Source organism: Desulfococcus sp., from assembly GCF_041737845.1.
GTDB lineage: Bacteria > Desulfobacterota > Desulfobacteria > Desulfobacterales > Desulfococcaceae > Desulfococcus.
In genome coordinates this window covers 1-13374 of sequence record NZ_JBGSQX010000031.1, presented here as the reverse complement: position 1 = coordinate 13374, position 13374 = coordinate 1, and the positions used below count along the sequence as shown (strand labels likewise).

General features: G+C 61.7%; 11 protein-coding genes. 1 reads left to right on the top strand and 10 read right to left on the bottom strand.

All coding sequences use genetic code 11. From position 1 onward, the window contains the following. Positions 1 to 7 precede the first annotated feature (7 nt). The 10 genes from ACEW8N_RS03800 to ACEW8N_RS03755 form a co-directional block, all read right to left on the bottom strand. A complete protein-coding gene (locus ACEW8N_RS03800; protein WP_373498471.1) occupies positions 8 to 844 on the bottom strand; it encodes a rubredoxin-like domain-containing protein in 837 nt (278 codons plus the stop codon). Between the two features lie 290 nt (positions 845 to 1134). Then, positions 1135 to 1518, bottom strand: a complete 384-nt coding sequence (locus ACEW8N_RS03795; RefSeq protein WP_373498470.1) for a hypothetical protein — start codon at positions 1516 to 1518, stop codon at positions 1135 to 1137. 406 nt (positions 1519 to 1924) lie between these two features. After that, positions 1925 to 3493: an L-aspartate oxidase gene (nadB, locus tag ACEW8N_RS03790; RefSeq protein ID WP_373498469.1), complete on the bottom strand. Its 1569-nt coding sequence runs from the start codon at positions 3491 to 3493 to the stop codon at positions 1925 to 1927. A 4-nt stretch (positions 3494 to 3497) separates the two neighbouring features. Beyond that, positions 3498 to 4514 carry a quinolinate synthase NadA gene (gene nadA, locus ACEW8N_RS03785; RefSeq protein ID WP_373498468.1) on the bottom strand — a complete coding sequence of 339 codons (1017 nt, stop codon included), beginning with the start codon at positions 4512 to 4514 and terminating at the stop codon, positions 3498 to 3500. Between the two features lie 11 nt (positions 4515 to 4525). Then, positions 4526 to 5446, bottom strand: coding sequence for a carboxylating nicotinate-nucleotide diphosphorylase (gene nadC, locus ACEW8N_RS03780; RefSeq protein ID WP_373498467.1), 921 nt, complete (start codon positions 5444 to 5446; stop codon positions 4526 to 4528). 252 nt (positions 5447 to 5698) lie between these two features. Continuing rightward, entirely contained in the window at positions 5699 to 6949 is a 1251-nt protein-coding gene (locus ACEW8N_RS03775) for an acetyl-CoA C-acyltransferase (protein ID WP_373498466.1), read from the bottom strand. A 48-nt stretch (positions 6950 to 6997) separates the two neighbouring features. Then, positions 6998 to 8812: an acyl-CoA dehydrogenase gene (locus tag ACEW8N_RS03770; protein WP_373498465.1), complete on the bottom strand. Its 1815-nt coding sequence runs from the start codon at positions 8810 to 8812 to the stop codon at positions 6998 to 7000. A 52-nt stretch (positions 8813 to 8864) separates the two neighbouring features. Beyond that, on the bottom strand, positions 8865 to 9725 hold the full coding sequence (locus ACEW8N_RS03765; RefSeq protein ID WP_373498464.1) for a 3-hydroxybutyryl-CoA dehydrogenase: 861 nt from the start codon (positions 9723 to 9725) through the stop codon (positions 8865 to 8867). Between the two features lie 65 nt (positions 9726 to 9790). Beyond that, a complete protein-coding gene (locus tag ACEW8N_RS03760; protein ID WP_373498463.1) occupies positions 9791 to 11434 on the bottom strand; it encodes a fatty acid--CoA ligase in 1644 nt (547 codons plus the stop codon). 121 nt (positions 11435 to 11555) lie between these two features. Next, positions 11556 to 11834: a hypothetical protein gene (locus ACEW8N_RS03755; RefSeq protein ID WP_373498462.1), complete on the bottom strand. Its 279-nt coding sequence runs from the start codon at positions 11832 to 11834 to the stop codon at positions 11556 to 11558. A gap of 304 nt (positions 11835 to 12138) precedes the next feature. Between ACEW8N_RS03755 and ACEW8N_RS03750 the strand changes: the two genes are divergently transcribed. Continuing rightward, on the top strand, positions 12139 to 13374 hold a 1236-nt coding region (locus ACEW8N_RS03750; RefSeq protein ID WP_373498461.1), incomplete at its 3' end, for a sigma-54 interaction domain-containing protein.

The following is a 13374-nucleotide window of genomic DNA, read 5'->3' as shown; positions in this document are numbered from 1 at the left end:
CATCCTCCTAATCCTTGAACACCAGCTTCCCGCCGATCAGCCCGGCAATGGCGGCGGCGGCCAGCATGATAAAATTGACCAGAATGAAACTCCCCGGCGTGTTATGCACGACCGCCGGGTCGATCCACCACCAGACGACCACAGCGGCCGCGCAGACTGCCACGACCGCCGCGCAGAGGATCTTGACGATGAAGCGGTTGCTCGGGAACCCCTTGTAGCGCTTCTGCCATTCGATATATCCGGTATAGAGGACAAAGGGCAGGGCGAGCACCACGAAGATCATGTTGCACTGGGCGGCGATTTCGAGGGCGCGGCAGCCGGATGCCGCGGCCAGCAGGATGAAAATGAAGGAAAAGGGGATGACGCCGTTGGGAATGTGGACGGAGACCGGGTGGGCATGGTGTTTGAGCATCTGAGCCACGGCGCGATGATGGAGGCGGCCCCAGAAGTCCCGGGGCTCGGGGCCCAGGTCAATCCCCTTGGGGCCGGATGCGGGTGCCGTCTTCCGGGGCGCCGGCCCCAAGACCGGGGCGGGTTGTGCCGCGGGGCCGCCGATGCTTTTGAAGAGGCCGCTGTCCGCGCCGCATACCGGGCATAAGGCCGGGGGCGCGTCTCCGCCGTCCAGGGTCCCACAGACGGTGCATTCCCATCTGCCTTCGGCCGTGGGTGCCGTCGGGGTCGAACCCGCCGTTGCCCCGGGGGATGCCGGAGCCGTCGGCGCGGGCGCTGCTTCCTCGATCAGTTCCTCAAACATGCTCTTGTCCGCACCGCATACCGGACATGTTTCCGGGGGCTCGTCGCCCTCGTGAATATACCCGCACACCGTGCATACCCATTTCTTCATCGATCTCTCCTGTCGCTGATGGAGCGGTTACTGGTTGGAAATTGTTCCACAATCCATACCCGATACAGGGGGGATTCTCAAGAGATTTTTACGCGGGCGGGCGGAGGCGTCATGGCGCGGCGAAAATGGGTTTTCTGGCGGCGAAGCTGCGGGGCAGGCCTCTCACCGGGTACCGCGCTGTTCAAACCGGTCATCACCATTTGGCGATGCTGCCGGTCGAAATGGTGATGCGTCCGGTGAGAGGGTGTGCCCTGAGGTCAATTTCCGGAGTTGCCCCCGGAGATCGGGGGTTAGTCGGAGTACCCGCTGCCCACGATCAGGCCGCTTTTGGTTGTCTTGACGTAGGAATGCTTCATCTTGCCCTGCCATTCATAGTCGACCCAGGTGCCCGCCGGGGTCGATTTGATGACGGCGTCATACACCGGGCCGGCCTTTTCCTTCAGGTTTTGGGCGGCCAGGGTCGGATGGACAATCAGGTTTCCGCCGGCTTCCATGATGAAGGCATAGGGGTCGTAGTCATTGGCCTTGAACTCCGCGGCCGCTTTTCCGCCGTCGATGGAGGCCACGATGACGTCTACGTTCTTCTGAATCATGGCCTTGTCCGCCGCGAAAACATTACAGGACAGGCATACGCCAAAGATGGCCGCCACTGCCAGAATTGCAATTTTCTTCATTCCTTGCTCCTTGTTTGGTTGGTGACTGGATGACTTCAATTGCCGATTCATCGCGGATCTTCCCACCCTGACGTCAGGACTCACCTCCTTTCTATCCGGTGGGCGAACAATTTTCGAAATGCCGGTATCGTGGGGTTACGCAATCGCGACAACAAAGAGGCCTGGTGACGGTTTCAGTGACGGCATGCGGAAGTCTCCGCGACAGGAGGCGGATTCGGAACAGGCCTGAATGAAATTTAGCGAATAGTGAATATTTAAAAAAGTATGAAGACGAAATAACATTGATGGGCTTTCATGTCAAGCGTTGATGTTCATTAATTGAACATTGCGCTTTTGAAGACATGCAGGAACAGGCAGCGGCAGCCTTCCCGATATCCCCGGCGGGACCCTTCCCCGGCCGGGAGTATCATCCCCTGAAGTGGCATCCCGTGTTTCGCTTGTTTTCCCATGCGGAAAAGGTGACGAGGATGGCGTTTCTCACCAGGTTGCGAAGGCCGATCTGGCTGTCGTTGACGCGGGTGACGCGGTAGAAGTGCTCGATTTCCACCTCGAGGCCCCTGAGCTCGCGGATGGCCCGCTTGAGCCGCTGGGAACTTCTCACCAGGCCGACGTAATTCCACATGATGTTCCGGATATAGCTCATGTCCTGGGAGATCAGGACCGGATCGGCCGTCTCCGGCCCCTCGTCGCACCATGACGGGATGTGCGCGGCATGGGAGAGGTGGGGATTGTCGCGGTGGGTCAGGATGTGCCGGGCCGTCCGGCTGCCCCACACCAGGCCCTCCAGGAGGGAGGTGCTGGCCAGTCGGTTGGCGCCGTGCACGCCCGTGCATGCCGCTTCCCCGGCGGCGTAAAGATGCGGGATGGTGCTCTGGCCCCAGGCGTCGACCCAGACGCCGCCGCAGGAATAATGGGCCGCGGGCACCACCGGGACCAGGTCGCTCGTGATGTCGATGCCGTACTTGAGGCAGGATTGAAGGATGTTCGGAAAGTGGGACTGGATCCGGTCCACGGGAATGTAGGAGCAGAGATCCAGATAGACGTTGGGGACGTCGAGCTTGAGCATCTCCTCGTGGATGCTCCGCGCGACGATATCGCGGGGGGCCAGGTCCTTCCATTCCGGGTCGTAGTGCTGCATGAAGGGGCTGCCGTCGGCGTGGACCAGGCGGGCCCCCTCGCCGCGCACGGCCTCCGAGATGAGGAAGTGGGGGGCGCGGCTCATGTAGAAGGTCGTCGGGTGGAACTGGATGAACTCGGCGTTGATGATCCGGGCGCCCGCCCGGTTGGCCATGGCCATCCCGTCCCCCCGGGCGCCGGCGGGGTTGGTGGTCCGGAGGTAGAGCTGGCCCAGCCCGCCGGTGGCCAGGAGGGTTTTTTGGGCCGTACAGGTGACGATCCGGTCCGCGGTCTGATCGAAGAGATAGGCCCCGATGCAGGCCAGGGGTTCGTAGACCGCGAGGCGGTTCAGGGAATGGTGGGACGGCGTCAGGAGGTCGATGGCCGTGTGGGAAGCGAGCATCCGGATGTTGGGATGGCTGCTGACGGCGCGGATCAGCGCGATTTGAATGACCCGCCCCGTGGCGTCTGCGGCATGGACGATGCGGGGGATGGCGTGGCCGCCTTCCCGGGCCAGGGAGAGGCGGCCGTCGGCGGAATGGTCGAACCGGACGCCCAGCTTCTCCATGAGGATGCTTTTGACGAGATCCGGGCCTTCATCGGCCAGGATCGCCACGGCCTCCGCGTGGCAGTGCCCGGCGCCGGCCCGCAGGACATCCTCCGTGAGCATGGCCTGCGAGTCGTTTTCCCCGCGGTAGATGATGCCGCCCTGGGCGTAATAGGTGTTGGATTCGTGGGGGTCTTTCGACCGCGTCACGACCGTCACCGAAAGACCTGAGTCGGCCAGGAAGAGGGCCGCCGTGCACCCCGCAATCCCGCTGCCGATGATCAGGACGTCGGTATCGTGATGATCTGTCATGCGCCTATCCTATGGCCAGCATCCGCTCGACGGAGCGAAGCGCCCGCCTGCGGATCTCTTCGGGAACCTCGACGGCATACCGGCCGGTTTTCAGCGCGTCGCGAGTGTTCTCGAGGGTGATAAGGGCCATGTGGGGGCAGCGGATGCGGCAGAGGGGCAGGATCTCCTTGTCCGGGTGCGCCGCGGCCACGTTCTCGCACATGGCGGCTTCGGTGAGGATGAGATACCGGGGCGCCTTCGACTCCGCGACATAGCGGAGCATGGCCGAAGTGCTGCCGGCGAAGTCCGCCGCGTCGAGCACCGCCGGGCTGCACTCGGGGTGGGCCAGGACCGCCACGTCGGGATATCCGGCCCGCACCCGGGCGATATCCTCCGGGGTGAACTGTTCGTGGACCTCGCACCGGGCATGCCAGCCGATCATCCGGCCGGCAGCCGAGTCCGGCTTGGCCGGGGGGAAGATGATCCGCTTTCCGCTCCCGCGGGCCACGTTCCGGCCCAGGTATTCGTCCGGAAGGAAGATGACGGTGTCCGAATCCAGCGACGCCACCACCCTGGCGGCGTTGCCCGAGGTGCAGCAGACGTCGCACTCGGCTTTGACATCGGCGTAGGTGTTGATATAGGTCACCACGGGCACCCCGGGGTATTGCGCCTTGAGCCGCCGGACATCCCCGGCCGTGATGCCCGTGGCCAGGGAGCACCCCGCCTTTTCCGCCGGGATCAGGACCGTTTTGTCGGGGCTCAGGATCTTTGCGGTCTCCGCCATGAATTCCACCCCGCAGAAGACGATGACGTCGCAGTCGGCCGCCGCCGCCTTCCGGCTCAGTTCCAGGGAATCCCCCGTGAAGTCCGGGACGGAATAGAACAGGTCGGGCGACATGTAGTTGTGGGCCAGGATCACGGCGTTTTTCTCCTGTTTGAGCTGGAGGATCTCACAGGCCAGCTCGGCCTTGCGCCGCAGCTCCGGCCCGCTCGCCTCCCGCAGATATGTCTGAAGCTTCCGGGTCATTTCTTCGATGTTCATGGTCTTCCTCTTCATGCCCCGGGTGACGGGTGCTTTTCCGGGGTATTCCTGAGCAGCAGGCTGATGTCGAGGGCCGCGGCCGAATGGGTCAGGAGGCCGACGGAGATATAGTCGACCCCGGTGGCGGCGATCGTTTTCACCGTGTCGAGGGTGACGTTTCCGGACGCCTCGAGGGGTACGCGGCCCGCTGCCACCTGCACCGCCGCCGTCATCTGGTCCGGCGTCATGTTGTCCAGCATGATCCGGTCCGGAAGGAGCGCGAGGGCTTCCTGCAGTTCTTCCAGATTCTTGACCTCGACCTCGATGGGGCGTTTCCGGTCGTCTGCGGCCCGAACCCCTGCCACGGCACGGGTGATGGACCCTGCCGCCGTGATGTGGTTGTCCTTGATGAGGGCCATGTCGTAGAGGCCGAACCGGTGGTTCCGGCCGCCGCCCACCCGGACCGCCCACTTGTCGAAGAGGCGGAGCCCCGGGGCCGTCTTCCGGGTGTCTAAAATGACGGCGGACGTGCCCCGAACCGCCTCGGCGAACCGCCGGGTGAGGGTCGCGATCCCCGACATCCGCTGGAGGAAGTTGAGGGCCGTCCGTTCGCCGCTCAGGATGGCCCGGCCGGGCCCCCGGACCGTTGCGATGACCCGGCCGGCCGCCACCGTTTCTCCGTCGGCGGCCAGGGGGGTAAAGGTGACGTTTTTGTCCAGGAGCGAGAAGGTGAGCCGGGCCACGGCGAGTCCTGCGACGACGCCCGGCGACTTGGCGGTGAAGGTCCCCTCGAATTCCGCTTCGGGCGGCACCGTGCCCAGAGTGGTGATATCGCCGTCGCCCATATCCTCCGCCAGCGCGGAGAGGACGGCCGTCTCGGCCCCATCGGGGACCGTCGCCGGAAAACCGCCGCCGTCGCCGCGGCGGGGTTTGGAAAGGGTGCTGTCTGTCATGGTGGCATGCCTTGTTGGGGTCGTTTCGTGAGTGTCATCATACAACCGATTGGCCGCAATGTTAAGCGGACATTTACAATCCGCTCCATTTTTTCGATGATTCCCGTGTCGGGATGGAAAGGCGGGCAGCAGAAAAGAACAGCCGGCTGTCCTGGAACAGCCGGCTGCCTGAAATATCAGGGAAACCGGAGGATTGCGGAAAATGGCGCCGGCACGGCGCGGCCCCGGGCCTCCGGGCACCCGCCGCGGGCGCTAGATCATCTCGATGGCGCAGGCCATGGAAACCCCGCCGCCGCCGCAGAGGGTGGCCATCCCCAGGCTTTTCCCCCGCTGTTTCATGGCGTGGATCAGGGTGACCATGATCCGGGACCCGGTGGAGCCCACGGGGTGCCCCAGGCCGATGCCCGAGCCGTTGACGTTGGTGATCTCCCGGTTGAGGCCGAGTTCCCGTTCGCACCCGATGTACTGGGCCGCGAAGGCTTCATTGACCTCGACAAGTTCGAAATCGCCGACGGCCAGTCCGCTTCGATCCAGCAGATTCTTGACCGCGGGTACCGGGGAGAGCCCCATCACCGCGGGGTGGCATGCGCCCCTGCCGACCGCCTTGATCCTGGCGATGGGCGTCAGCTTCAGCTCCTTGGCCTTTTCCGCCGACATGATGATCATGGCCGAGGATCCGTCGTTGAGGCCGCTGGCGTTTCCGGCGGTGACCTTTCCGGTTTTGGGCACGAAGGCCGGCGGCAGCTTCCGAAGCTGCTCCAGGGTGATGCCGGGGCGGAAATGCTCGTCCTTGTCGAAGATGACGGGGTCTTTTTTCCGCTGGGGCACCAAGACCTTCACGATCTCTTCCCTGAAAGAGCCGTCCAGGGTGGCCCGCTCCGCGCTGTTATGGCTTCTCAACGCGACCTCGTCCATCTCCTCCCGGCTGATGCCGAGATGCTGAGCCATGAATTCCGCCGTATGGCCCATGATATAGGGCTTTCCCAGGAAGAGGCTGGCCGGGGCCTCCCGGGTGTCGACGGGGGCACCGGCGTCAAGGGGGATGATGTGGGACCCGCAATGCAGGGCGTGGATCATGGCATCGACAAACACCTGGTCCTGCAGCCGGCATCCCCACCGGGCATTGGGAACGGCGTAGGGCACGCCGGACATATGCTCGACGCCGCCGGCGAGGATGACGTCGGCCATGCCGGCCTGGATCATGGCCATGCCGGAAAGGGTCGCTTCCATGCCGGAGATGCATACCCGGTTGATGGTGACGGCGGTAACGCTGTCCGGGATCCCGGCCAGGAGCGCGGCCACGCGGGTGGTGTTCAGCGTATCGTGGTGTTCGAGGCAGCACCCGAACCGGACGTCATCGATGATGCCCGGGTCGATGCCCGCCCTCTTCACGGCCGCTTCCATGGCGACGGCGGCAATGGCGGCGGCGTTCATGTCCTTCAGCGCCCCGCCGAATGCCCCGATGGCCGTCCGGCAGGCTGAAACGATAACAACGTCTTTCATGATAATCTCCTTGATCGTTCAATGGGGCCGCGGGTGATGGCCGTAACCTTACTTCCCTCCGAAGGCATCCTCGGAGATCTCCATCACTGTTCCGTCGTTTGCGAGGATGGCATCCATTTTTCCAAGCGTGACGGGGATGAGGGCGTTGATGAAGAAGCGGGCGCTCATGATTTGCCCTTCATAAAAGGCTGCGTCTTTTTTCTTGGCGCCCTCAGCCAGTTTTCGGCCGGCGATGGCGGCCCGCCACAGGAGCATCCAGGCCATGACCGTATCGCCCGTGACCTCCATGAAGGGGTAGGCGGCGGCATAGGCGTTCAGTATTTTCTCGGACCGGGCCGTCTTGGACATGTGCAGCGCCAGCGCTTCCAGCCTGGCGATGACGCTCTCCAGGGCGGCTGCGAGCCCTTCCACGCCGGGCACCGCTTTGGCGTCTGCGGCGGTCTTGGTCATCTCATCCAGAAGGTCCCGGAAGGCCTGGCCCTGGTTGAGGCCCAGCTTCCTCCCCAGCAGGTCCATGGCCTGGATGCCGTTGGTGCCTTCATAGATATGGGTGATCTTGCAGTCCCGGAGGAGCTGCTCCTGGGGGTATTCCTTGGTATACCCGTATCCGCCGAACATCTGGACCCCCATGTTGCAGACGTCGAAGGCCCGGTCGGAGACATAGCCCTTGGTAATGGGGATCAGCACATCGATGAGCCCCTGCCAGCGGGCCTTTTCAGCCGCGTTGTCGCTGATCCGGATCATGTCTTCACAGTAGCCGGTGTAGTATACGATGCTCCGCATGCCCTCGGTGCAGGACTTCATGGTCAGGAGCATGCGGCGGACGTCCGGGTGCTGGATGATGGGTACCGGCGGGGCGTCCTTGCCCGGGGCCGTCAGGTGCCTTCCCTGAACCCGTTCCCGGGCGTAGTTGAGGGCGTTCATGAAGGAGGCGGAGGCGCATCCCAGGGACTGCATCCCCACGTCCAGCCGTGCCTCGTTCATCATGACGAACATGGCCCGCATGCCCTTGTTGATCTCTCCCAGGAGGGTCCCCCGGCACAGGCCCTTGCCGCCCAGGGTCAGGGAGCAGGTGGCGCTGCCGTGGATGCCCATCTTATGCTCGATGCCGGTGCAGACCACGTCGTTGAATTCGCCGAGGCTGCCGTCGTCGTTGACCCGGATCTTGGGCACCAGAAACAGGGAGATGCCCGATGTGCCGGCCGGGGCGCCCTCGATGCGGGCCAGGACGGGGTGAATGATGTTTTCCGTAAGGTCGTTCTCGCCGCTGGAGATGAAGATCTTGCTGCCCGTGATCGAATAGGTCCCGTCATCGTTCTTGACGGCCGTGGTGGTGAGGGCGCCGACATCCGAGCCGGCTTCCGGCTCCGTGAGAAGCATGGTGCCGCCCCACACGCCGGTGTACATATTTTTGAGAAAAAGTTTCTTCTGCTCTTCCGTGCCGAAGGTCTCCACCAGCTTCCCCGCCCCGTGGTTCAGGATGTAATTCAGCGTACAGGGGAAGTTGGCGCCGTTGAAGTAGTTCTTCGCGGCCAGGGCGACCGTCGCAGGCATTCCCTGCCCGCCCCACTCAGGGGCGTCGCACATGGCGATCCAGCCGCCTTCCGTAAACAGCCGGTGAATCTTGTGAAAGGCCTCCGGGACACGGACCTGGCCCTTGTCAAAGGTGCAGCCTTCCTCGTCCCCGGTCTTCAGTGCCGGTAGCATCTCCTTGACGGCCAGGTTCCTGGCCTCGGACACGATGAGGTCAACCGTCTTCCGGGTGAATTCCTCGAATTTTTCGTGTTCGGAGAGCTTTTCAACCTCCAGTTGTTCGTGAAGAATAAAATCCACATCTCTTCTGTCCATAATGACTTGTGCCATGACTTTCTCCGTTCGTTAAAAATGTTGGGTATGGGTATTGGATGAAATGAATCTATTTATCCGTGTAATCGTAGAAGCCCCTGCCGCTTTTTCGGCCGAAGTGCCCGGCCCGGACCATCTTCCTGAGGAGGGGGGCCGGCCGGTACTTGTCCTCCCCCAGCTCCGCATGAAATCCCTCCAGGACATGGAGCATGGTGTCAAGCCCCACCATATCGGCCAGGGCGAGGGGTCCGATGGGATGGTTGGCGCCCAGGGTCATGGCGCGGTCGATATCCTCGGCAGACGCGACGCCCTCGGACAGGACGAAGATGGCCTCGTTGATCATGGGGCAGAGAATGCGGTTGACGGCAAAACCTGGCGCCTCCTTGACCTCGATGGCCGTTTTGCCTATTTTTTCGACGAACTCCCGGGCATCGGCAAGGGTGGCATCGCTGGTGGTGAACCCCTTGATCAGCTCCACCAGCTTCATTACCGGTACGGGGTTGAAAAAGTGCATGCCGATCACTTTGTCCGGGCGCGCGGTGGCGGATGCCATCTCGGTGATGGAGAGCCCGGAGGTGTTCGAGGCCAGGATCGTCTCCGGCTTGCAGAGCGTATCGAGCTGCTTGAAGACCGTTTTCTTGAGGTCCATGATCTCGATGATGGCCTCGATGACGAGGTCCGCGTCTGTAACCGCCGCGTTGAGATCGGTCATTCCCGTGATGCGGCCCATGATCTGCCCGGCCGCGGCCTTTTCCATTTTTCCTTTGGCGACGGCCCGGTCGAGATTCTGGGTGATGGTGCCCATCCCCTTTTCCACAAATCGGTCTTCAATGTCCCGCAGGGTGACGTCGCAACCCGCCTGGGCCGCGATCTGCGCAATGCCGGCGCCCATGATGCCCGCGCCCAGCACGCATACCTTCTGGATTGCCATGATTGTCATTCCTCTCATTTCATGTCGTTGCGTTACAGCGCCTCCCGACGGAGAGCCGCATCGGGTTATCGATAGACCTGGCGCATCAGTTTCTTGTCCAGCTTGCCCACGCTCGTCTTGGCGATTTCGTCCACGAATTCATATCGGTCGGGGACGCCGTATTTGGGCAGTTTCCCCTCCTGGGCCGCCTGCTTCATATGCTGCTTGAGGTCGTCTGTGGTGATTTTGCCGACGAAATCGGGCTTCACCACCACGATCATCATGGGCCGCTCGCCCCACTTCTCGTCGGGCACGCCGATGGCGGCCGATTCCAGCACCGCCTCGTGCTGGCTCAACAGGTTTTCCAGATCCAGGGAGGAGACCCACTCCCCGCCGCTCTTGATCACGTCCTTGACGCGGTCGGTGATCTGGAGATACCCGTCTTCGTTGATGTGGCCGACGTCGCCGCTGTGGAGCCATCCGTTCTGCCAGAGATCCCTGGACTTGTCCGGCGCCTTGAAATAGCTTTTGGTCAGCCACGGCGTCCGGAAGACCACCTCCCCCGGGGACATGCCGTCATGGGGAAGCGGATTGTCGTCGGCGTCCACCACCTCGAACTCCACCAGGGGAATGGGAAGGCCGGTTTTGATCACGACCTCCAGGAGGCTGTCCTCATCCCAGTCCGCCATGTGCTTTTGGGGCACGGAAAGGCTGATGATGGGGCAGGTTTCCGACATGCCGTAGCCCGTATAGACGGTGATGCCCATATTCTTTGCCGCCTTGGCCTGCCCTTTGGAAAGTTTCGCGCCCCCGATAATCACCTTCCACCGGGACAGATCGTACTCTTTCGCTTTGGGACTCGTGAGGATCATCTGGAGAATCGTGGGTACGCAGTGGGAGAAGGTGACCTTTTCGGCAACGATCAGTTTCAGGAGCATATCCGGCTCGTATTTTCCCGGATAGACCTGCTTGACCCCCAGAAGCGTGGCGATGTAGGGCAGACCCCAGGCGTGGACGTGGAACATGGGGGTGATGGGCATGTAGACGTCGTCGGACCGGAAGCGGCCGATGCCGTCGTATGCGCCCAGGGCGATCGCCACGGCGAAGGTATGGAGCACGAGCTGCCGGTGGGTGAAGTGGACGCCCTTGGGATCGCCCGTGGTGCCGGTGGTGTAGAAGGTCGTGGCCTTGGTGTTCTCGTCCAGATCGGGAAAATCATATGTCGGCGCGGCGTCGGAGAGCATCTCCTCGTAGGTGCCGCCGATCGCAAGGGCGGTTTGCGGAACGGTGCCGCTCTCGGCGATCACGACGATCGTCTGGACGGTTTCCAGTTTTTCCCGGATGGTTTCCAGGATGGGCAGGAAGTCGGAATTGATGAGGATGATCTTGGCTTCGGCATGGTTGAGGGTGTACTGGATCTGTCCGGCGGAGAGCCGCCAGTTGACCATCTGGAGCACCGCCCCCATCATGGGAACCGCGAAAAAGGCCTCCAGAAAGCGGTTGCTGTCGTAATCAAAGACCGCCACCGTATCGCCTGCGGTGATGCCATGTTTTTCCAGGCCGTTTGCCAGGCGATGAATGCGTTCGTTCAGGTCCCGGTAGGTATAGCGCATCTTGTCCCTGTAGACGATTTCCTGATCGGGCGCGTAGATCAGGGGGGTGTTCAGCAGTTTTTTGATAATCAGCGGGTATTCGTAGTGCTCTCCGGGTTGATAGGTCTTTTCCGTCATGGTCTTCCCCCTTCTGGTTTCATGGGTATTTCGGGTTGGGTTGTATGGGTGCACGCGGCCATTTGCCGTATTTCGTTCACGAATCTATTTTGGATGACGTGTCGGGGCATATCAAAAAGCTTCAGTCCAGACCGGCCCATGCGGAGTAGTCCACCAATCCGTACCGTTTGAGCTCCTGGGTGAGGCCGTGGGCCAGGTCGCTTCCCCAGGGCGTGGGAATCGCCTTGAGCCATGTCAGGACAATCACCAGGTCGTTGGACACGGAGATGTTTTTGTAGACCCTGGCCTCCGCCAGAGACGGCGCCTTCAGGGTCTCCTTGATTTTTTTCAGGGAGCCGGCATCAATTTCCCGATCCCCGGCCCCGCCCATCCGAACTTTAATGATCTCAATCCAGGCCATCTTTTCATCCCCCGTTGTCAGTTGCGGGATTATGTAGCATGAAGTATGCCGAAGAATGATTTATTAATGAAAAAAGTAGGTTGAATAGCCAGCAGCCATTTTCTGCAATATGGGAAAGAAAAAACTTCACTATATTCAAGTTGCAATATAAACTGTATCATAGTACGGTTTCTGCCGATGGATGACCGTGTAGGATGGGTGGAGCGAAGCGAAACCCATCGAAATGATATCCGCGGCGCCTGATGATGGGTTATGCTTCGCTTCACCCATCCTGCCCCTGCTATCGCTTGGAGGAGATTTGCCGATGGATGAAAAAGAGTTTTTTCGCGAAGCCACCCTGAGAATCTGCGGAAGCCTGGAGATCGAGAAGGCGTTGTGGCAGAGCCTGATCTACATCCGGGAGTTCATGCCGGCGGGGCAGATGAGCTTCCACGTCTACCACCGGGACCCGGGCATTGTCGAGACGGTTGCGCATGCCACGCCGGAGGCCGGCGAAGCCCTGTCCATCCGGAGCCCGCTGTCGACCCGGGCCCGCAGGCAGGTGGAGGCCCAGCGCTCCATCCGGGTCCGGGTGATCGACCGGCTGGGGGACGACCCGGTGACGAGCCCTGTTGCGGGACGGCTGGGCGCACTCGACCTGTCCGGGGTGGTCATGGACCTGGTGCTGGAAAGGAAGATGCTCGGGGTGTTTTCGGTGTTCAACAACGGCAGGGAAAAATTCAACACCCACCACGTAAAGCTCCTGAGCCTCCTCAACGAGCCCTGCGCCGTCGCCCTCACCAACAGCATGCGGTACCGGGAACTCCTGACGCTGCGGGACCTTCTGGCCGACGACAACCGCTACCTCCAGGACGAACTCCGGAGGCTCTCGGGCGAGGATGTGGTCGGGTCCGATTTCGGCTTGAAAGAGGTGATGGAGCTGGTCCGCCAGGTGGCGCCCCTGGATAGCCCCGTGCTGCTCCTGGGCGAAACCGGGACCGGGAAGGAGGTGATCGCGGGCGCCATCCACAAGTCCTCCCTCCGCAAGGACGGCCCGTTCATCACGGTCAATTGCGGGGCCATCCCCGAGACGCTTCTGGACAGCGAATTGTTCGGCTACGAAAAAGGGGCCTTCACCGGGGCCCTGTCCCAAAAGCGGGGCCGCATCGAGCGTGCCCATGGGGGGACCCTGTTTCTGGATGAGATCGGCGATCTTTCCCCGGCCCTCCAGTCCAAGATCTTGCGCGTGATTCAGGAAAAAACTTTTGAAAGGGTGGGGGGCAATAAAACCCTGGAGGTGGATGTCCGGATTATTTCTGCCACCCATCAGCATCTGGAAAGTTCGATTCAAGAAGGCCGGTTCCGTCAGGACCTCTATTTCCGTTTAAATGTGGTCTCCTTATTTCTTCCTCCCCTCCGGGAACGTCGTGAAGATATCCCCCTGTTGATCGATCACTTCATCAAAAAATTCAGCCTGCAGAATAAGAAGCCCTCTCTGGAGGTTTCCAAAGAAGCCAGGGAACTTCTTTTACGCTACCCCTATCCGGGCAATGTCCGGGAG

Coding starts and splice junctions, on each gene's coding strand:
- ACEW8N_RS03800 (WP_373498471.1), bottom strand. CDS start 844: ATGAAGAAATGGGTATGCACGGTGTGCGGGTATATTCACGAGGGCGAC.
- ACEW8N_RS03795 (WP_373498470.1), bottom strand. CDS start 1,518: ATGAAGAAAATTGCAATTCTGGCAGTGGCGGCCATCTTTGGCGTATGC.
- nadB (WP_373498469.1), bottom strand. CDS start 3,493: ATGACAGATCATCACGATACCGACGTCCTGATCATCGGCAGCGGGATT.
- nadA (WP_373498468.1), bottom strand. CDS start 4,514: ATGAACATCGAAGAAATGACCCGGAAGCTTCAGACATATCTGCGGGAG.
- nadC (WP_373498467.1), bottom strand. CDS start 5,446: ATGACAGACAGCACCCTTTCCAAACCCCGCCGCGGCGACGGCGGCGGT.
- ACEW8N_RS03775 (WP_373498466.1), bottom strand. CDS start 6,949: ATGAAAGACGTTGTTATCGTTTCAGCCTGCCGGACGGCCATCGGGGCA.
- ACEW8N_RS03770 (WP_373498465.1), bottom strand. CDS start 8,812: ATGGCACAAGTCATTATGGACAGAAGAGATGTGGATTTTATTCTTCAC.
- ACEW8N_RS03765 (WP_373498464.1), bottom strand. CDS start 9,725: ATGGCAATCCAGAAGGTATGCGTGCTGGGCGCGGGCATCATGGGCGCC.
- ACEW8N_RS03760 (WP_373498463.1), bottom strand. CDS start 11,434: ATGACGGAAAAGACCTATCAACCCGGAGAGCACTACGAATACCCGCTG.
- ACEW8N_RS03755 (WP_373498462.1), bottom strand. CDS start 11,834: ATGGCCTGGATTGAGATCATTAAAGTTCGGATGGGCGGGGCCGGGGAT.